This window comes from Planococcus donghaensis, from assembly GCF_001687665.2.
GTDB classification, from domain to species: domain Bacteria; phylum Bacillota; class Bacilli; order Bacillales_A; family Planococcaceae; genus Planococcus; species Planococcus donghaensis.
The window spans coordinates 2,993,455-3,012,751 of the sequence record NZ_CP016543.2 but is presented as its reverse complement, the minus strand read 5'-3'; the positions used below and the strand labels follow the sequence as shown (position 1 = coordinate 3,012,751).

Here is a 19,297-nt window from a genome sequence, read left to right as displayed (position 1 = left end):
GTTATATAATGATAAAAAAGCGAAAGGGTGATTCGCGTGAAGCTGTATAAGGAATTAGCCAACTGGTGGCCATTACTGTCCCCGCATACGGAATATGAGGAAGAAGCCCATCTTTTTTTGAACATTATGTTGCAGTATCATCCCGATATCCAAGATGCAATTGAGTTTGGTTCCGGTGGTGGCAGCAATGCTTTCTATTTAAAAAAGTTTTTTTCAATGACTTTGACGGATTTGTCAGAAGATATGTTGAGAGTCAGCCGAGAGTTGAATCCAGATTGTCTTCATATGCAAGGCGATATGCGAACGATTGATGCAGGACGCCAGTTTGATTTGGTGTTTATTCATGATGCGATTTCTTACTTTACCGATAAAACCGATTTACTAGCAGTGATGAAAAATGCTAAAAAGCATTTAAACCCTGAAGGCCTGTTATTTATCATGCCAGATCACTATACAGAAACGTTTGAAGCACGAACGAGCGATGGCGGCATCGATAAAGATGGACGAGGCATGCGCTATTTAGAGTGGAGCTATGACTTAGATCCGGAAGATCACGTAACGGAAGTCGAGTACGCCTACGTGATGCGGGAAAAAGATGGGAAGATTACTCACGAATCCGATAGTGCCAAATGCGGATTGTTTTCCATGCCAGAATGGGAAGAACTGCTAAGTGAAGCAGGCTTTAACGCCCATTTTGAACGCATCGTTTTTTCAGAAGAACCTGGTACTTACTTTGCCATTGCAGCTACGCAAATAAAATAAAGAAAAATCTTAAGCCCAATTTGTAGAACAGGAAGGACAGTGGATATGGAACAGTACCGCATCAATCCAGACAAAGGCATGGAATTTGGAATATACACATTGGGGGATCATCTGCCAGACCCGCATACTGGACAGCGAATTTCAGCAGGAGAACGCATTCAAGAAATTATTGGACTCGCTGAACTAGCAGACCAAGCCGGGCTCGACTTTTTCAGTGTTGGAGAAAGCCATCAAGAATATTTCGCTACGCAAGCGCATACCGTTGTGCTTGCTGCTATTGCACAAGCGACGAAAAACATTAAAATCTCTAGTTCCTCCACCATTATTAGCACCTCAGATCCGGTACGCGTATTTGAAGATTTCGCGACGATTGATTTGATTTCAAATGGTCGTGCAGAAATCATTGCGGGGCGCGCGTCGCGCGTTGGACTATTTGACTTACTCGGCTACGACATTCGTTATTACGAAGAATTGTATGAAGAGAAATTTGAGTTGTTACTTCAAATCAATAAAGAACAAACGGTCGATTGGAGCGGGAAGTTCCGTGCTCCGCTACGTAGTGCGCAAGTTATACCGCGACCGCTTACAGGGTCGCTGCCAATTTGGCGTGCGGTTGGCGGACATCCAGAAAGTGCGATTAAAGCGGGGCATGCCGGTGTGCCGATGATGCTTGCAACGCTTGGTGGTCCGGCAGAAACATTCAAGCACACGATTGATGCTTACCGCGAAGCAGCTGAAGAAAGTGGTTTTAGTCCCTCTACGTTACCTGTCGCGACCGCTGGACTGTTCAACGTGGCTGCAACGACTCAACAAGCTATAGAAGAAGTTTATCCACATGTGGATAAAGGGATGCGAAAAACCAACGGTCAAGGTTACCCACAAGCCGCATTCATGCACGGCGCGCAAATGGATAGCGTCATGAACGTTGGCAGTCCTCAACAAATTATCGAAAAAATTCTATACCAACATGAATTGTTTGGTCATCAACGCTATATTGCACAAATAGATTTTGGTGGTGTGCCGATCGACCGCTTAAAACGCAATATCGACTTGATCGGGACAGAAATTTTGCCAGCGATTCGAAAATATACGGCGAAAACATAAAAGATGGTTCAGGTATTGTTCCTGAACCATCTTTGTAATTAGGATTGATTTATTTTTATGGCCGTTACAAAACTCAAGAGGTCATTCAATGGCATGTCCGCCATTGAATCCAACCGGTGCTCTACGTGACCAAACTGCATTGTGCTCGTGATTTTGTTCGGCACAATGACACAACTCATACCTGCGCGCTTGGCAGCTGTTGCTCCGTGAGCCGAATCTTCAAAAACAAGACAGGCTTCAGGAGACAACTCTAAACCCTCGGCTGCCTGAAGATACAAAGCAGGATCAGGTTTTACTTTTTCAACATGATCCGAAGTGCGAATGCAATGGAAGTGATCAAACAACTCTAGGTTTTTCAAATGACCTGAAACCCAGCGATAACTCGAACTCGACGCTAATCCGACTTTCAAACCTAACTCTTGGGCCATTTGCAAATACTCAACCACACCATCGCGAGGTTTTTCTTTAGACAATACCGAAAGAAACTTTTCTTCATATTGTCTATTGAGCAACGCATGTTCAACCGGTTTGCCAATTTGCTGCTCCATATAATGAAACGGCGAAAAGCCACCGTCCGTACCTACTTCGTTTTGCCACAACCCAAGCGGCAATTCGCTACCGTATTCGCTAAACATCTCTTGAAGAATATGATATTGATGTGTTTCCGTATCAAAAATCAACCCGGCAAAATCAAATATAATCCCTTTTATCATAAGGCACGTCCTTTGCTGTTTAATTGAATAAGCTATTCTTCAAAATTAAAGATATTCTATTTCTTCTGCTATATGGCTAAATACAACATACTCAGAAGAAAGTGCGAAAGTCGGCCCCTCGAAAAGTGTCCGCTTGGAGCGCTTTCTTCTTTGCCCCCTACGTCAACAATTTCGTTACTTCACGTGAAATAGCATGTGTATTGATCGTGGATTCCAACTGCCCGTTTTTCACACAGTTGATAAACTCTGCCAACTCGTAATACATCGAGTCAAAATCATGCGCGACAGACAAGTCTTCAGTCTGTCCGTTTCTATACTTAATGAGGATATTTTTCGGATCACTGATGCGGTCGATTTCAATCGTTCCATTCTCGCCTTGAATTTCACTCGGCAGAAAAGAATCCGAAATCTTCGAGTACATAATAATTGCTTCCATATCAGCGTAATTCCAAATCATACTGCCTTGGCCATCGGCACCAGTCGATAATAAAAATTGATTTTTCATCGTTGACTCCGGGGCACCAACCAAATGAATAATCGGCGCGATGCAGTAAACGCCTAAATCCATTTTTGAGCCATTGCCAAGTTCAGGTTTGAAGGCATTTTCGACAATGCCATCTTTGTATTTGTCATACCGTGAAGAATATTGATTGTAATGAAACACAAAGCGACGAATCGGTGCGATTTTAGCGATATTTTCCTTCAAGTTTAAAAAAGAAGGAAGTAACGTGGATTTCATCGCTTCCATATAAGTTGTTTGATAAGTTCGTGAAGCTTCAATAATTTGGTTCATTTCTTCAATTGACGTGACAGCCGGTTTTTCACAAAGAACATGAATGCCGTGTTTCATCGCCAGTAGGCTTTGCTCGGCATGCATGGCATTTGGTGATGCGATATAAACCGCTTCAATATCTCCGCTGCTGAACATGACCGTCATATCGGTATAGACGTTTTCAATTGCGTATTTTTCCGCAAACGCCTTGCCCGTTTCTAGTTTCCGAGAATATAAGGCCCCGATTGTAAAGTCAGGGTGTTCTTTAGCGGCTTTAATAAATCGGTCGGTAATCCAATTCGTGCCGACAATGCCAAACTTCATTGCAATTCCTCCTGTATAAATACGATTCTTATTTTCTATTCTAACCTAAATATCTCCAAAAAGAGCGGGGACTGTGTTCTTTCTAAAGTTTGTTTGGAAAATGATTCAGCTTCTCTGCGACGGAAGTTATACTGTAAGTACACAGAAGCTTCACTAGAATAGCTAAGCTCTACTTTAATGCATGAGGAGTCCTTTAAATGAAAAAATTGCTGGGTCTAATAAGTTTAACTTTGTTCATGAGCGGCTGTAGCGATCATTCTGCAAATCCCGAAGAAGTTTTAGTTTCGGCGGCATCTAGTCTGACAGAGGTCATGAAAGAAATGGAACAACAATTTCAAGAAGTAGAACCGAATATTGAGCTAACTTTCAATTATGGCTCATCTAGTAAGTTGAGAAGCCAAATTGAACAAGGCGCACCGGCCGACTTGTTTTTATCAGCGAGTGAACAAGATATGGAATTACTCAAATCTCAACAATTAATAAATACAGATAGCATCGAACCGTTTGCTGAAAACCAGCTTGTTTTGGCGTCGTTAGAAGAATTTTCAGCCACGGCAAATTTTAAAGAAATTGTATTGAATACAGAAAAGAAAATTGCGATAGGTGAACCGGATAGTGTTCCGCTTGGTGCCTATTCAAAAAAAGCATTAGAAAACGACAACTTATGGAATTCTCTTAGTAATCGTCTCATTTATGCGAAAGATGCTCGTCAAGTTGTTACTTATGTGGAAAGCGGAAATGCAGAACTCGGAATTATTTATTCATCAGATGCCGTTATTTCCCGGGAAATTAATGGGACACTTGAAGTACCAGGGCAGACAAAACCTATTATCTATCCAGGAGCAGTCATCGCGGATTCAGAAAATCAACCTGCAGCAACTGCTTTTTGGGAATTTGTCACGAGCTCAGAAGGACAAGCCATTCTCAAGGAATACGGATTTATGCCCGTAGCCGGAGAAACACCATGATTGTTTATGACTTGTCTCCGCTTTGGTTATCTCTTAAAGTCGCAGTGATCTCTACTTTTTTTGTGTTTGTGGTAAGTCTTGCGCTGGCTCGCTTTATGACAAGACGTGATTTTTTTGGTAAAAGTTTTCTAGAAGCGTTGATTCTATTGCCTTTAGTATTGCCACCAACCGTAATTGGTTTTGGGTTGATTGTCTTGTTCGGCGTAAATGGACCTTTTGGAATTCTACTTGAACAGTGGTTTGGCTTTCGCGTAGTGTTTACATGGATTGGTGCAGCAATTGCTTCGTTTGTTGTGTCGTTGCCACTCATGTATCAAAGTGTTTTAGCTGCTTTTGAAAAAGTAGATCCACGCTGGGAAAACGTAGCGCGAACGATGGGCGTTTCCGAATGGCGAATTTTTCGAACCATTACGTTCCCTCTTGCTTGGTCGGGGATTTTGGCCGGATTAATCTTGGCTTTTGCTCGTGGTATCGGCGAGTTTGGAGCGACATTAATGATTGCCGGCTATATTCCGGGGGTTACAGAAACTATTCCTTTAGCTATTTACTTTGCTTATGAAGCAGGCGATATGGAAAAAGCGTTGTTTTGGGTATTGATTGTGTCGTCACTCGGAGTAGCTGCCATTACGTGGGTTAACTATTGGCGTAAAAAGACCGCCATACGAATCGGAAGGGAATGAGCAAATGCTGCAAGTGGATTTTCAAAAACAATTAGATCATTTTCGTTTATCGATGCAATTTAGATTGGATAAAGAAATTCTGGCATTGGTTGGCTCTTCGGGTTCGGGTAAGACGACGTTACTAAACTGCATCGCAGGGATCGTTCACCCAGATGCTGGTGAAATTTCATTAAATGGTAGAATATTTTATAGTGAAGAGCAAAAGCCATTAAAAATACAAAAGCGTAAAGTGGGTTATTTGTTTCAAGATTATGCGCTATTTCCACACTTGACCGCAGAAGAAAATATTCTTTACGCAGTGCCAAAGGGCAGCAACATTGCACATATTACGGAATTAACGAAAATTCTTGGTATTACGGGCTTGTTGGGCAAATACCCACATCAAATTTCAGGTGGTGAAAAGCAACGTGTTGCCTTGACTCGTTCGTTAGCAGCGCAACCCGATATTTTATTGTTAGATGAACCTTTTTCAGCATTGGATGATGCCAATCGTGATCGGTGTCAAAATGAACTGTTGCGGATCCACGAACAGTGGCAAATTCCAATTATTTTCGTGACACATCGCATTGCGGATGCTGAAAAATTAGCGGATCGTATTATGAGAATTGAAAAAGGGCAGATGACCGAAGAAGCTACACGCTAATAATTCTGAGGGTAGATAAAATCGTTTGAAAGATTAAACGGATAGAGAGTGGGAATCACAGTGGATGAACGTTATTCAAGACAAGTCTTATTCAAACCGCTTGGGGAGTCGGGCCAACAACACTTATCACGTGCAACCGTTACCATTGTTGGTTGCGGAGCTTTAGGTTCAGCGATTGCAGAAACTTTAACACGAGCGGGTATTGGGACGATTCATTTAGTTGATCGCGATTACGTAGAAAGATCCAATTTGCAGCGTCAGCAATTATTCACGGAAGAAGATGCGCGTCACATGATGCCAAAAGTGGCAGCGGCTGAGCAAAGACTAAAAGCCATCCGTAGCGACTTGCAGTTATTTACGTATTTAGAACATCTCGATGCAACCGGTATGGAAAAATTAGCAGCAGTCAGTGATTTGATATTGGATGCGACGGATAATTTTGAAACGCGTTTGTTGATCAACGATGCTTCTGTGAAATTTGGCGTGCCTTGGATATATGGTGCTTGCGTGGGCAGTTCAGGAGTCGTGTTTCCATTTGTACCGGGAGAAAGCTCATGCTTTCGTTGCTTAATCCCGGTTCTTCCTGCCATCAACGAAACATGTGATACGGTGGGCATTATCTCACCAGCTGTTCAAGTGACAGCTGCGCTTCAATGCACAGAAGCTTTAAAATGGTTAAGTGGCAACCGAGAGGCAATGCGTAAAAAAATTCATCATTTCAATTTATGGGACAATAGTCAAATGGATATTGGGGTTTCGCGCATTAAAGATCCTAACTGTAAAACGTGCGGAGAAGAGGCGGTATTTCCGTCACTTAATGAAACAGCCGCAAGTTCTTATGCGGTTTTATGTGGACGTGATGCTGTGCAAATTTTGCCTGATGCGAACCGTCCGATTACGTTAGATGACGCTGAAAGGGTCGGGAAACGATTAGAAGCTAGTGTGAAAAGAACACCTTATTTTGTTGAACTGAAAGTTTTCAATCATCGTATGGTATTGTTCGGAAACGGTCGCTTGCTAATTCATGGCGTTCACAATCTAGCAGAAGGTCGCAAATTATATCACCAAGTATTTGGCTAGTCAGAAAGGGGCGAGTGTATGTCGGAAACGTTTCATACAGATCATCAAGTACGCATTGCGGTGTTAACTGTTAGTGACACCCGGACAGAAGAAACGGATACTGGGGGTCAGCTAATACAGAAGATGGCTAAAGATCATAAGTTCATAGTTAGTGATTATGCGATAGTTCCGGACGACGTTACGATTATTCAACTAACGATTTCTGACTGGTTGGGGCAGGGGGATATAGATGCGATTATTACCACAGGTGGAACGGGAATCGCGAAACGCGATGTCACTTTAGAAGCTGTCCAGCCACTGTTTGAAAAAGAAATAACAGGATTCGGAGAACTCTTCCGTTACGTTAGCTTCACTGAAGATGTCGGAACCAAGGCGCTTCTCAGCCGAGCGACAGCGGGAGTAGCTCATGATAAAGCCATTTTTGTTTTACCGGGGTCGCGCGGCGCTATAAAGCTAGCAATGGAGCGATTGATTTTGCCAGAGATTCAGCATATTTATTCGGAATTAACGAAACATTGAGCATATCGTACAACAAATAAAAGCGTATGCGTCTGTCAGTAAACTGACAGACGCATACGCTTTTTTGAATATAGTTTATTAAGCAGTAAAGTTCCCATCATAGCTCAACATAATAGCAGATTTCACACTGACCATTTCAGAAATGTGGTTGATGAAACCCATATCCGTATCTTTAACACGCACTTCATACGTCACTTCGTAGTCATTATCATATGAAACAGATTTTGATTTGATCAAATGCTTTTTAACACTTGCTGAAAGCAGTTTGTCGAGAGGGTTTTCGATTTGGTTATCGCTATATTTAACAATCAGCAAATAAGGATTTTCGATTTTGATTTTATTAACGAAAACAATCAATACAAGACCAATCAAAAGTGCCCCGACAATGGCTAGTAAAATAAATCCTGCGCCGCACAGAATTCCTGAAATGATTGTCCAAAATAGATAAACCAAGTCCATCGGATCTTTAATAGGTGTTCGAAAGCGAACAATCGATAATGCGCCGACCATTCCGAGTGATAACAAAACGTTGGTGGAAATCCCAATAATGATTAATGCAGTAGCCATCGCCATAACAATTAAAGAGATGTTAAAGCTATGGGAATAAATGACCCCAGAAAACGTTTTTTTGTAAATCATATAAATGAACAACCCGATGGCAAATGCTACCACCAAGCCAATTAGTGAATCAATAAGGGAAAAGCTACTATTCGTGTTTTCCAAAAAGCTTGATTTGAAGATGTCGCTGAAATTAATACTTTCCATTTTTTATTCCTCCAGTATGTTTTATAAACTAATGTGACAATCAACCGTACATCCGGCTGATTTGGTATTTTGAATAAGCCCCAGCTCGCATATCGCTAACTTGCAGCAATTGCTTGATGACATTCGGTAGAAATTCATCGTATTTCACTTCCAATATCACGACATCCGGTTCCGTATCAACCATTGCAATATGTGGATTTAAAACATCATTGTTTCGTAGGCTCGTTCTAATCGAGCTGTCAAAAGTGACTCGCACATTGCCGTGTTTGTAGATAAATACTTCCCGTTCATAGTCAACAACTGTAAGTGGTTTAAGCTGCAGCATCGTCATTTGCCAATACAAATCTTGCATGAGTGTACGGGCATCGGTTTCCATCCAGTTTATGTCGCCCGTTCGTATTTTTTCGTATTCTGCAGCTGTGATTGAACATTTTTGCTTATAAGTAAGATTGTTGCGTTTGCTTTTTTTCTCCAAATTGAGAAGGGTAACATTTGAATCATATAGTCGAACTCGAAACTTATCCCGCTCGAAAAGTCCTTCTTTTTTCTGGTTCATCACTTTGTTATCAAAGTTATCGAAATAAACGCTTCGGATAGAATACGTTCCATTTTCTTTAGCATGAGGATCAATTTCCATATAGTGTTTTAACTTGTTTCGTAGCAAGTAGCAATCCATTTTGGTCATTTCATGTTTAATTTCTCTGCGACCTTGTATGCCGTTCAAACTTTGTGCTTTCATCATCACTCACTCCTTTTGTTAACCTTATTATTGACGGGCAACCTTAAACAAACCTTAAAAATTTTAAACAAACAAAAAACCCGCAAATATATGCGGGTTTAGCTTGAAGACAAAAGAATATTTACTCATTTTTTGTATGCATATGGGATTCTCCACACCTAGTGGACGCTTTCCGCGGACTCCGCGCTGAGCCTCCTCGTCGCAAGCTCCTGCGGGGTCTCATCACTTCGTTTTTCCGCTGGAAAGTCAGTGACCGAAGGGAGTTCGGGCAGTGGCTTTGCGACGAAGCTAGCGCAGCGATGCAGGAGCATATCTTTGCCCTTCGCCACTAGGTGCTCCGAATCCTAGAGTGAGTAGGGAAAAATCTTTTAACACGTTATTTATACGGTAAAGCGCACTATAGAATCTCACTTTGTTTGCAGCAAGAAGCCTTCAACTGGGCTGGTCCACGAAGACTCCTGTGGGACAGCGAAAGCTGAAGACCCCGCAGGAATAGCATTGGCCGAAGCCTGCGAGGACAAGCTTTTGCGACGAAGCTAGCGCAGCGATGCAGGAGCATGGGTTTTCAGTGACGAGGAGGCTGAAGCTGAGCCCACGGAAAGCGAAGTGGCCAGCCCAGTTGGAAATTATACATTACTATTCAGTTTAATAAGACTTTTTCTACAGTCTGAAACCCGCAAACTATACGGGTGTTATTGCGGCAATTTCACTTTAAATAGCGTACCGGCTTGTCCGTTCTGAGAGGCGGTGATGGTACCGCCGTGATGAGTAACAATCCACTGGGCAATTGATAAGCCAAGACCGATGCCGCCATTTTCTCTCGACCGGGCTTTATCTTCCCGGTAAAAACGGTCGAAAATATATGGAAGGTTTTCTTTTTGAATGCCACGGCCGGTGTCTCTTATTTCTATCACTGCTTTTTGGTCTTCTGTATAGGTTTTGACAGAAATATGTTCTTCTTCATCTGTATACTTCAGCGCGTTATCCAATAAAATAACGAGCAATTGATGGAGGCGTACTTCATCTGCTTGAATTTCTGTCTTGCAATGTAAATCGAGTTGCAAAGTTTTGTTTTGCGATTCGGCAATTTCGATATAAGGCACACTCACGCGTTCGATAAATTCGTCGACATGAAGAGGGTGTTTATCAAGCTGGATTTCAGCAGAATCAGCTCTCGCTAAAGTTAGTAAGTCAGATGTCAATTTAGACAAGCGTCTCGTTTCCGATAGGCTAAGTGCAATATTTTCGAATTTCTGAATGATTTTTTGTTGCGGTTCCATTAGTAAAAGCTCTAATTTGTTTTGGATGATGGTTAAAGGTGTTCGCAATTCATGAGAGGCATTTTCAACAAACTCTGCCTGTTTGTTCCATGATTTAATGATCGGCTCCATCATTTTTTTAGACAAAATGTAACTAGCAGAAATCGATAAAACAATGAAAATCAATGAACAAATAATTAACAATTGACCAAAATTATCAAGAATCGTCTGCTCACCATCAATATTGATCAATAGCTGCGTATAGGCGATTTCCCCGTCCGCTGTGTCGTTTTCGATAAGTAGTGAACGATACGTATATTCAGCGTCAACGGATAAATTTGTAATGGTGTTGAGATTTTCGATATTCAATATGGATTCTTGAGAGAAACTCTCATAAAGCCACGTTCCGATCTGGTCTTCGTTGACGATGTCGCCTGCGGCATTCCAATTAAGTACGATAATTCGTGGGTTAATGCCGCCGGGAGGACCAAGTTCTGGACCATTCTCTAAAGGTGAACGGATAGTTGTAAAGTCTTCGCTTAAAACGAATTCTTTTGCTTGAAGCAAGTCATCATCGGTTTTTAAAAAAAGTGTATTTTGGACTTGTTGAAAAATGATTACCCCAAAAATAGTGAAAATGATGCTAAAAGCAATCAAATTCAAAATCATAAAACGTAATTGCTGCTTGCGAAAAATGGGTTGCCTATTCATCTTGTTCACCTGCATCTGACAACATATAGCCTAAGCCGCGGAAAGTCTTAATATATTGGTCGTAGTTGAATTTCTTAAGTGTTTTTCGCAAGTTGCTGGCGTATACTTCAACCACAGTTGTCGAAGTATCGGATTCAAATCCCCAAATACGGTCGAAAATCTGTTCTTTCGTCAAAATAATATTTTTGTTGTTCACTAAATACTCGAGTAAATCAAATTGCTTGCCGTTTAGTTTGACCGTTTCTTCACCAAGTTGAGCGGTTTTGTTTTTGATGTTCAACTTCAGTTCTTTAAAAGACAGTGTGTTTTGCTTGAGTTCGCCACCGGATCTTCTAACAATGGCTTCAAGACGCAAAAGTAACTCTTCCCGGTGGAAAGGTTTTGCTAAATAATCGTCAGCCCCTGCTTTAAATCCTTGAATCTTATCCCCGATGCCATCTTTAGCGGTCAACATAATGACAGGAGTCGTAATATTTTGGCTTCTTAGTTTTTTTAACACTTCATAGCCATTTAAGTAGGGAAGCATAATGTCCAAAATGATGCAGTCAAAAATATTTTGTTCGGCTAAAAACAAACCTTCTTCGCCGTCAAAAGCTTGTTGTGTATGGAACATATCTTGTGTTGTTTCTTTAATTGTATCTGAGAGATGCTGATCATCTTCTATGATTAATAATTTCATTTTGAGCGCCCCTTCAGGAATTTTAAGAATAAGTTGATTATAGGACTAAGTTTTGAAATTGCAAATTTTTATATAGATTCGCTTTTTTAAGGTTTGGTTAAGGTTGAAGATGAATAATAAGAATTATCGAGAGGGCAACAAGCCTTTCAACAACTTAAGGAGTGAGCACAAGATGCCCAAAAATAAAAGAATGTTTAAATTAGCCGCAACATTATTGAGTGCAAGTTTGTTGTTTGCATGTACAAATGAAACGGATAAAAAAACTGACACCGAACAATCAACAGCAGCAACTTCCGATCTAGTGGTGGCAGAACAAATGACAAGTTTGGTAAATAACGTGGTAACTTACACGGATGAAGATGAATATACAGAGTGGCAGGATGAAAATCCTTTCGAAGTCGAACTCAGCGGCGACAGCGCAGAATTTGCATCATCAGCTGCAATTATTTTTGAAGACAATGTACTAACGATCAAAGCTGGAGGCACATATGTATTTACAGGGAATTTAGACGAGGGTCAGATTGTAGTCGATTCCGAAGATAAAAAAACAGTTCGATTGGTTTTGAACGGAGTGGAAATCAACTCATCGGAAAACTCAGCAATTTATATTAAAGATGCAGAAAAAGCCGTAATTTCTTTAGCGGACGGTACCGAAAACAGTATTTCTGATAGTGCGAACTATGTAATGGACGATTCATCTGATGATGAACTAGACGCAGCTATTTTCAGTAAATCTGATTTAACGATTAACGGTTCCGGACAACTCACCGTAACAGGTAACTATAAAGATGGCATCGCCAGCAAAGATGAGCTCAAAGTAACTGGAGGTAATATTCAAGTCACGGCAGTTGATGATGGCTTGAAAGGGCGAGATCTTGTCGCGATAAAGACCGGTGCATTTGTTATTGAAGCGGGTGGTGACGGTATCAAATCGACAAACGATGAAGATGCAACAAAAGGTAGCATTGCTTTAGAAGGTGGAACATTCGATATTACATCTGGTAAGGATGCCATTCAAGCGGAAACTGATTTAGTGGTGACAGATGGAACGTATACAATACTTGCAGGTGGCGGTAGCCCAGAAACGATTAAAGAAGCAGGAGATGCCGCACCAGGCACAGCTGTAGAAACAGAAGTTGTTGAAGAAGCAGAAAGCACAAAAGGTCTTAAAGCAGGTGGTGCTATTGACGTAAGCGGTGGTATTTTCATTATTGATTCGCTTGACGATGCAGTAAATAGCAATAGTGATATTACGATTGCTGGAGGACAGTGGGAAATTGCAACCGGAGAAGATGGCGTTCACGCAGACGATTCACTTGTGATCACAAACGGTGAAATTACGGTTACAAGAAGTTACGAAGGTTTAGAAGGTAACTTCATCACAATTGATGATGGAACAATTGATGTAACTGCAACGGATGACGGCATTAACGTCAGCGACGGCACAACAGTGACAACAGGTCCACCGGTAGAAGTGGATGAAGCAGATAAAGTTGAAATAGGCGAAGGCGGAGAACCTGTGATGACGATTAACGGTGGATTTATAACAGTTGATGGTCTTGGAGATGGTCTCGACGCCAACGGCTCAATCGTCATGACAGGTGGTACAGTACTCGTTGAAGGTCCAACAAGAACAATGGACGGTTCGATTGATTATGATAATGGCTTTGACCTTACGGGAGGGGTAATAATCGCTGCCGGTAGCACAGGCATGGTGCAAGCCACTTCAGAAGAAACAGCTCAAGAATCTGTTGTCATGACGTTCCCTGAAATTCAAGAGGCAGGAACCATTGTTCACTTGCAAGATAGCGAAGGGACAACGATCGCGACATATGCTCCGTCGAGAGAGTTTTCGGCTATATTTATTAGCACACCGGACTTGGAGATAGGCTCTTCTTATACGCTTTCTTCAGGAGGTACTTCATCAGCTGAAGAAACAGCGGGTCTTTACGCAGATGGCGGATATGAAGGCGGAACAGAACTTGTAGACTTTACGATTACCGAATCGGTTACTTGGTTAAACGAAGATGGGATTACAGAAGCAAGTGTTGAAAACCCTGGCGGTGGAGCAGGTGGAGGTGGCGGAATGCCACGAGAGGCAGGGGCACTCCCACCTGACATGCCAGAAATGGATGAGGAAACAGAGCAAAAAGTGCAAGAAATTAGAGATCAGCAAATGGCGGGAACCATTACGGAAGAACAAGCTCAAGAGCAACTGGCAGAACTAGGCATCGAAATGCCAACAAGACCTGTACAATAGTTTATGACAAACAAAAAGCCGGAGAAAAGAAATTTTTTTCTCCGGCTTTTTTATATGCGTACAAGATATAAACTTCGATCAGTAACTAGTAAGGTTTAATCACGTGCGTAATCGGATTTTCCGCCAGTTTTCTCAAGCAACATCGTCGGTCCGATGACCATTTCTTTACCAGAAGCTTTGCACATATCGTAAATTGTCAGTGCTGCAGCAGAAGCCGCGGTAAGAGCTTCCATTTCGACTCCTGTAGGTCCTTTTGTTTTTACGGAAACGGTCAACAAAACTTCGAAGTGATTTTTTTCTTCATCGACATTCCATTGAAATTCAATGTCCACGCCACTAAGTGCTAATGGATGACACATCGGGATGATTTGTGAAGTATTTTTAGCTGCCATAATGCCAGCCACTTGAGCAACTGCAAAAACATCGCCCTTTTTATTAGTACCTTCTTTAATTTGTTGGTAAATCGCTTTGTTTAATAAAACAGAAGTAGTTGCACGAGCAGTGCGTACACTGTTTTTTTTATCGGAGACGTCGACCATTTTGGCACGACCTTGAGCATTAAAATGAGTTAGTTCTGACAAAAAAATCATCCTTTCGGTAGTGGATGCTTTCAGTATAGCATGACGTGAAAAAGGGAGATGGAAAGTTGATGGAGGCCAATTACTTCCTGTTATATACATTGTTATAGGGGTATGTTTGAATAGAAACTATATAGAAAAAGTCAGGTAGAGAATATAATCACAACGCTCGACATTACGAACCGGAAAGGTCAATATTGGGCGAAGAGTGAGTAAACCATACGAAGTTGAAGAGGGAGAGGATAGGCATGCTGCTGACGATACAACCGGAAGAACTGACCAAACATTGGTATGAGGTGTTTGAGCAAATCGAATGGACCGAAGTGCTCCTGTTTTTGTTTTACGTAGCGTGCATTTTTCTCGTGAGGGCCGTCGTTCTTGCAATTTCTCGTCGATTAAGCAAAAAACGGATGTTTCGACACGTCGATTCGATTTTGCGAAGCATATTAAACTGGGCAACGACTTACGGGATTTTGCTTTTTATGATTTTTTATTTTTCCGAGTCGGGCTGGATGTTCAACCGGTTATTTGACCTTGGCAATGTCGAAATTACGGCATTTCTACTGATTCTGGTTATCTTGATCGTGTCGCTCGCGAACCGCGCAGCAAAAATCATCACGCGCTATATTTTGCCGAATGTCTATCAACGCTACCATTTAGATCGAGGCCTGAGCTATACATTCGATCGCATGTTCCATTATACCGTGATGGCCATCGCTATACTCGTCAGTTTGACGACGGTTGGCTTGGACTTGAGCGCTTTGACAGTATTTGCTGGTGTGCTTGGTGTAGGAATTGGCTTTGGCTTGCAGAACATTGCCTCGAATTTTATCTCGGGTATTATTTTACTGTTCGAACGACCGATAAAAGTCGGTGATCGGGTAATTATTGATGATTTAATCGGCGATGTCGACAAGATTTCGCTGCGCTCGACCGTCATCAAGACGATTCATAACGAACACGTTATCGTCCCGAATTCCTATTTTCTCGAAGAGCAAGTGGTTAATCGCTCGTATGGCGATCCGCGCATGCGGCTTGTGGTACCAGTCGGTGTGGCCTATGGAACAGATGCTGAAAAGGTTAAAAGAGTGTTGTTGCAAGCAGCACAAGAAGAGCATCAAGAAGGTGGCGTTGTGCTATTGGATCCTGAGCCGTTCGTCAATTTTTCGGCCTTCGGTGAGTCATCGCTTGATTTTGAATTGATGGTTTGGATTGCTAACTCTAACCAGATCATCACCACAAAAAGCGCATTGAATTTCCGCATTAACCGACTGTTTGCTGAGCAGGACATCGAAATTCCATTCCCGCAGCGTGACTTGCATATAAAGAGTATGCCGGAGATAAAAAGGGAATATTAAATTTTAGCGTTGAATTCTGAGCATTTTCTACCAATAGGAGGCATGTTGTTGCTCGCTTTTTTCTTAGGGCCGATCAGAGCGGCTGTAAGTACGGCTATTGCTACTGCCGGAAACTTATTTTGCAGAGTCTGGCCAATTGCCAGTTGAAGGCATGGACATACTGACAATTATTTTTAGCCTTATTATAGGGGGGGTGTCTATTTGGACGCTATTTGTTCAAAGCAATGCAGTAGGTCAAGCCCATAGATTTTCTGCTTGGAAAGGGCTTTTTGTTATCGTTATTCCAGCAATTTTGTTTGTGGGAATTATTGTGGCTATAATTGTCGCAATTACGATGGCCATTTTATAAGATGTACAAAAAACAAGGCAGCCATTTGGCTGCCTTGTTTATTTATCTACGCGATTGACGACTCCACTTTCTTCAATGTCCGCAACTTCGCGACGCACAGTTTCGTTTACCACTTGAACATCTTTAACTTTACGTTTACCAATGACAATTTCTTCACGGACCACTTGTTTTTTGCCAATGTCAAGGCGTTCTTCAGTAAGTGGAATGTGGATGGCATCACCTTTTTCATACACTTGTGCTGGAGTTAGTTCTGGTTCTTCATGATCAGTTTTGGAAGTTGAAGCACTTCGTCTTTCAACAACAACTTCTTCGCGTTCCACAGGTACTTGGATCTCTTTATCTTCTTCAACCATTTGTTTATGAACTTGGACTTCACCTGTTTGAGTTTTGTTTTTGTCAGTGCTCAAACGTTCTTCGTGTAAAGCAAGAGATTGTTCTTCTGTATCAACTTGAGGTTCCGCCTGTAACTCGGTTTCTGAGTGAATTGCGGCTACTGGTTGACTGCTCGTGTAAAGAAGGAGTTTACCGAGTTCGACTTGCTGGAAATAATAATCGGTGGCCTCTTCGCCTAATCCCATTCGGTTAAAAGCATCTTTTGTGATATCATCACCCGCTAGAAACGAAATAAGTTTGCCTTTAAAGTTATCTCGGTCTTGTGTGTCGATATGAACGGCGGTATGAGCAATTAGCAAGTCAATTTGTTCATCGTGCTTTGATACTACAAACAATTCTTCTTCTTCGTATCCCGCTGCTTTTAATTGGCCGACTTGGATTAACAGTGGTGCTTGTGCATCAAAAAGCCCGATGAGTTTACCTTCTTTTTTCTCCATGCCTAATTCCTCCTATATTAAATGTGCCAATTCAGTTTGCTAAAAGTTATTTACCCTTTAGCACGTATAAAATAAACCTGTCGATAGGAGAAAAGACGTATCCGAATACTCATTCGGATACGTCTTTGGTATCTAATATAAATGATGTTGGTTCTTTTTGGCTTCTACCATGTTTGTAATATCTGATTCATTTCGGTGATGGTTTGTATTGATCGCTTCTGTATCTTGAATATTGCGTTTGCTAGGGTTAGTTTCTTGCTTGCGATTAAGTGACTCTGGTTCAGAACGCAGATGTACTTCTTCGGCAGTTGTCATTCGAGCAGTTGTAGATGTGTTCGTTTGAGGCTCATAAGATGCACTATATTCACTGTTTACATAAAGAACAAGTTTGCCATTTTCTACTTGTTGGTAGTAATCGTCTGCTTCGGTGCTCGCTAATCCCATTTGTGTAAAAGCATGGCGTGTAGAATCTTCGCCAGAAATAAATGCTTTGAATTTACTCATAATGTTTTCCTCTTCTTGTGCATCCAAATGAACATTCGTTTGCCCTTGAACCATCGATAATTGATTGTCATACTTGGCAATTACGTACATATCTTCTTCTTTAAAGCCTTGTGCTTTTAATTCGTTAATTTTGTGCAAAACTTCTGCTTGGACATCATATGACTGAATTAATGTAGTTCCTTCGTTAGTCATTTCAAGTTCCTCCTAAATAGTGATAAATCACCTGTAAAGCAAGGTAATGATAATGTACCCTGTTGGTTTTAGAAGCAAACCTAGAGGTCTTAAAATAAAAGCTTGCGTTCTTGTTTCTTTTTTTATACAATGTAAAACGTAATCATTACTATTTAAAAAAAGAAAGCTGGTGGATGCATGAGGAGTCCAGTTCCAATTACGGTGCTAAGTGGCTACTTAGGAGCCGGTAAAACAACTTTACTAAATCATTTACTTTCTAATCGAGAAAACTTGAAAGTGGCTGTAATTGTTAACGATATGAGTGAAGTGAATATTGATGCAAGTTTAATAGAACAAGGTGGTTTTTCAAAAACTACTGAAAAGCTAGTCCAACTGCAGAATGGTTGTATTTGTTGCACGTTGCGAGAAGATCTTATGATAGAGGTTGAAAAGCTGGTAAACCGTGGTGAAATTGATTGTATCGTTATTGAATCATCGGGAATTAGTGAGCCGCTGCCCGTTGCGCAAACTTTTACATATCAAGACGAGGTAGTAGGAATCGATTTATCGAAAAGTTGCCGATTGGATACTTTGGTCACTGTGGTTGACGGATATGCTTTTTGGAAGGATTTTGCGTCAGGTGAGTCGTTACTTGATAGAAGTCAAGAAGCGACCGAAGACGATATTCGTGATATATCAGACTTGCTAATTGATCAGATAGAGTTTGCCAACGTTATCTTATTAAACAAACTCGACTTAATCCCACAAAAAGAAAAAAATCAGTTGAAAGAATTGCTAGCAACTTTAAATCCGGATGCCGAAATTATTGAAACGATTCATTCAAAAGTAGCTCTAGACAAAGTGATCAATACAGGCTTGTTCGATTTTGAAAAATCAAGCCAAAGTGCGGGCTGGATAAAGGAATTGAATGAAGAGCATATTCCGGAATCTGAAGAATATGGCATTGCGTCATTTGTTTACCGAAGTCAGCAGCCGTTCCATCCGCAGCGGTTGATGGATTGGATTTTGCAATGGCCAGCGGAAATCGTCCGTGCTAAAGGATTTTTGTGGTTGGCCACAAGAAGTGAGACAGCTGTTCTATTGTCACAAGCAGGACCTTCACTAGGGATTGAATATGCGGGACAATGGGATTTAGAAAATGGCATAAAAATGACGGAGCTAGTGCTGATTGGAATTGACATGGATCAGTCATCCATCGTAAAAGAACTAGACCTTTGTTTGCTGACTGATGAGGAAAAAGAACAGGATTGGACAAAGTTTAACGATCCACTACCAAAATTTCAATTACTTGTTTAGGAGGAAAAAAAGATGAGAGTCAACATAACATTAGCGTGTACAGAAACTGGGGACCGGAATTACAGTACAACAAAAAACAAGCGTACAAATCCCGAACGCATCGAATTAAAGAAATACAGTCCACGTCTGAGAAAAGTAACGCTTCATCGTGAAACGAAATAATTTTTTTGTTCTATAAATCGTAATCATTACTAATTTGAAGAGGTGGATAA

Annotated in this window: 21 protein-coding genes; 12 read left to right on the top strand and 9 right to left on the bottom strand. The window is 41.3% G+C overall.

The genetic code is table 11. The features are described 5' to 3' along the window. Positions 1-36 precede the first annotated feature (36 nt). Together BCM40_RS14830 and BCM40_RS14825 are read left to right on the top strand one after the other, a co-directional pair. Entirely contained in the window at positions 37-762 is a 726-nt protein-coding gene (locus BCM40_RS14830) for a class I SAM-dependent methyltransferase (RefSeq protein WP_156851306.1), read from the top strand. Between the two features lie 45 nt (positions 763-807). Continuing rightward, a complete protein-coding gene (locus tag BCM40_RS14825; protein ID WP_065525200.1) occupies positions 808-1,866 on the top strand; it encodes an LLM class flavin-dependent oxidoreductase in 1,059 nt (352 codons plus the stop codon). 38 nt (positions 1,867-1,904) lie between these two features. On the opposite strand, the gene BCM40_RS14820 is transcribed toward BCM40_RS14825, so the two are convergent. After that, positions 1,905-2,579, bottom strand: a complete 675-nt coding sequence (locus tag BCM40_RS14820) for an HAD family hydrolase (protein ID WP_065525201.1) — start codon at positions 2,577-2,579, stop codon at positions 1,905-1,907. A 157-nt stretch (positions 2,580-2,736) separates the two neighbouring features. After that, positions 2,737-3,675, bottom strand: a complete 939-nt coding sequence (locus tag BCM40_RS14815; RefSeq protein ID WP_065525202.1) for a Gfo/Idh/MocA family protein — start codon at positions 3,673-3,675, stop codon at positions 2,737-2,739. Positions 3,676-3,872: 197 nt separating this feature from the next. Here BCM40_RS14815 and modA point away from each other — a divergent pair, with 197 nt between their 5' ends. Genes modA through BCM40_RS14790 form a run of 5 tightly spaced genes read left to right on the top strand, consistent with a single transcriptional unit; the run spans position 3,873 to position 7,565 of the window. After that, positions 3,873-4,643 carry a molybdate ABC transporter substrate-binding protein gene (gene modA, locus BCM40_RS14810; protein ID WP_065525203.1) on the top strand — a complete coding sequence of 257 codons (771 nt, stop codon included), beginning with the start codon at positions 3,873-3,875 and terminating at the stop codon, positions 4,641-4,643. After that, the gene (gene modB / locus BCM40_RS14805; RefSeq protein WP_065525204.1) at positions 4,640-5,323 is read left to right on the top strand and encodes a molybdate ABC transporter permease subunit; all 684 of its coding nucleotides are present in this window, start codon (positions 4,640-4,642) and stop codon (positions 5,321-5,323) included. Before modA ends, modB begins: the two co-directional genes overlap by 4 nt. A gap of 4 nt (positions 5,324-5,327) precedes the next feature. Further along, a complete protein-coding gene (locus BCM40_RS14800) occupies positions 5,328-5,966 on the top strand; it encodes an ATP-binding cassette domain-containing protein (protein WP_065525205.1) in 639 nt (212 codons plus the stop codon). 60 nt (positions 5,967-6,026) lie between these two features. Further along, positions 6,027-7,046: a ThiF family adenylyltransferase gene (locus tag BCM40_RS14795; RefSeq protein ID WP_065525206.1), complete on the top strand. Its 1,020-nt coding sequence runs from the start codon at positions 6,027-6,029 to the stop codon at positions 7,044-7,046. Between the two features lie 18 nt (positions 7,047-7,064). Continuing rightward, entirely contained in the window at positions 7,065-7,565 is a 501-nt protein-coding gene (locus BCM40_RS14790) for a MogA/MoaB family molybdenum cofactor biosynthesis protein (RefSeq protein ID WP_065525207.1), read from the top strand. A gap of 78 nt (positions 7,566-7,643) precedes the next feature. On the opposite strand, the gene BCM40_RS14785 is transcribed toward BCM40_RS14790, so the two are convergent. The 4 genes from BCM40_RS14785 to BCM40_RS14770 form a co-directional block, all read right to left on the bottom strand. After that, a complete protein-coding gene (locus BCM40_RS14785; protein WP_065525208.1) occupies positions 7,644-8,330 on the bottom strand; it encodes a DUF4956 domain-containing protein in 687 nt (228 codons plus the stop codon). Positions 8,331-8,370: 40 nt separating this feature from the next. After that, positions 8,371-9,069 carry a polyphosphate polymerase domain-containing protein gene (locus BCM40_RS14780; RefSeq protein WP_156851304.1) on the bottom strand — a complete coding sequence of 233 codons (699 nt, stop codon included), beginning with the start codon at positions 9,067-9,069 and terminating at the stop codon, positions 8,371-8,373. A gap of 692 nt (positions 9,070-9,761) precedes the next feature. Beyond that, a complete protein-coding gene (locus BCM40_RS14775; RefSeq protein WP_065525210.1) occupies positions 9,762-11,039 on the bottom strand; it encodes a sensor histidine kinase in 1,278 nt (425 codons plus the stop codon). Then, on the bottom strand, positions 11,032-11,718 hold the full coding sequence (locus BCM40_RS14770; protein ID WP_065525211.1) for a response regulator transcription factor: 687 nt from the start codon (positions 11,716-11,718) through the stop codon (positions 11,032-11,034). Before BCM40_RS14770 ends, BCM40_RS14775 begins: the two co-directional genes overlap by 8 nt. A 172-nt stretch (positions 11,719-11,890) precedes the next feature. On the opposite strand from BCM40_RS14770, the gene BCM40_RS14765 reads away from it, so the two are divergent. Next, positions 11,891-13,978 (top strand): carbohydrate-binding domain-containing protein, encoded by a 2,088-nt coding sequence (locus BCM40_RS14765; RefSeq protein ID WP_065525212.1) that lies wholly within the window; start codon positions 11,891-11,893, stop codon positions 13,976-13,978. 95 nt (positions 13,979-14,073) lie between these two features. Here BCM40_RS14765 and moaC read toward each other — a convergent pair whose 3' ends face one another. After that, entirely contained in the window at positions 14,074-14,559 is a 486-nt protein-coding gene (gene moaC, locus BCM40_RS14760) for a cyclic pyranopterin monophosphate synthase MoaC (protein WP_065525213.1), read from the bottom strand. Positions 14,560-14,804: 245 nt separating this feature from the next. On the opposite strand from moaC, the gene BCM40_RS14755 reads away from it, so the two are divergent. Then, the gene (locus BCM40_RS14755) at positions 14,805-15,914 is read left to right on the top strand and encodes a mechanosensitive ion channel family protein (protein ID WP_065525214.1); all 1,110 of its coding nucleotides are present in this window, start codon (positions 14,805-14,807) and stop codon (positions 15,912-15,914) included. Between the two features lie 193 nt (positions 15,915-16,107). Continuing rightward, positions 16,108-16,263, top strand: coding sequence for a hypothetical protein (locus BCM40_RS16415; RefSeq protein WP_156851302.1), 156 nt, complete (start codon positions 16,108-16,110; stop codon positions 16,261-16,263). A 38-nt stretch (positions 16,264-16,301) separates the two neighbouring features. On the opposite strand, the gene BCM40_RS14750 is transcribed toward BCM40_RS16415, so the two are convergent. Together BCM40_RS14750 and BCM40_RS14745 are read right to left on the bottom strand one after the other, a co-directional pair. Beyond that, on the bottom strand, positions 16,302-17,093 hold the full coding sequence (locus tag BCM40_RS14750) for a DUF2382 domain-containing protein (protein ID WP_065525215.1): 792 nt from the start codon (positions 17,091-17,093) through the stop codon (positions 16,302-16,304). A gap of 132 nt (positions 17,094-17,225) precedes the next feature. Beyond that, complete coding sequence (locus tag BCM40_RS14745; protein ID WP_065525216.1) at positions 17,226-17,789, bottom strand: YflT domain-containing protein; 564 nt, start codon at positions 17,787-17,789, stop codon at positions 17,226-17,228. Positions 17,790-17,966: 177 nt separating this feature from the next. Here BCM40_RS14745 and BCM40_RS14740 point away from each other — a divergent pair, with 177 nt between their 5' ends. Then, a complete protein-coding gene (locus tag BCM40_RS14740) occupies positions 17,967-19,085 on the top strand; it encodes a GTP-binding protein (RefSeq protein WP_065525217.1) in 1,119 nt (372 codons plus the stop codon). 12 nt (positions 19,086-19,097) lie between these two features. Beyond that, positions 19,098-19,247, top strand: coding sequence for a 50S ribosomal protein L33 (gene rpmG, locus BCM40_RS14735; protein WP_065525218.1), 150 nt, complete (start codon positions 19,098-19,100; stop codon positions 19,245-19,247). The last annotated feature ends 50 nt before the right edge of the window (positions 19,248-19,297 follow it).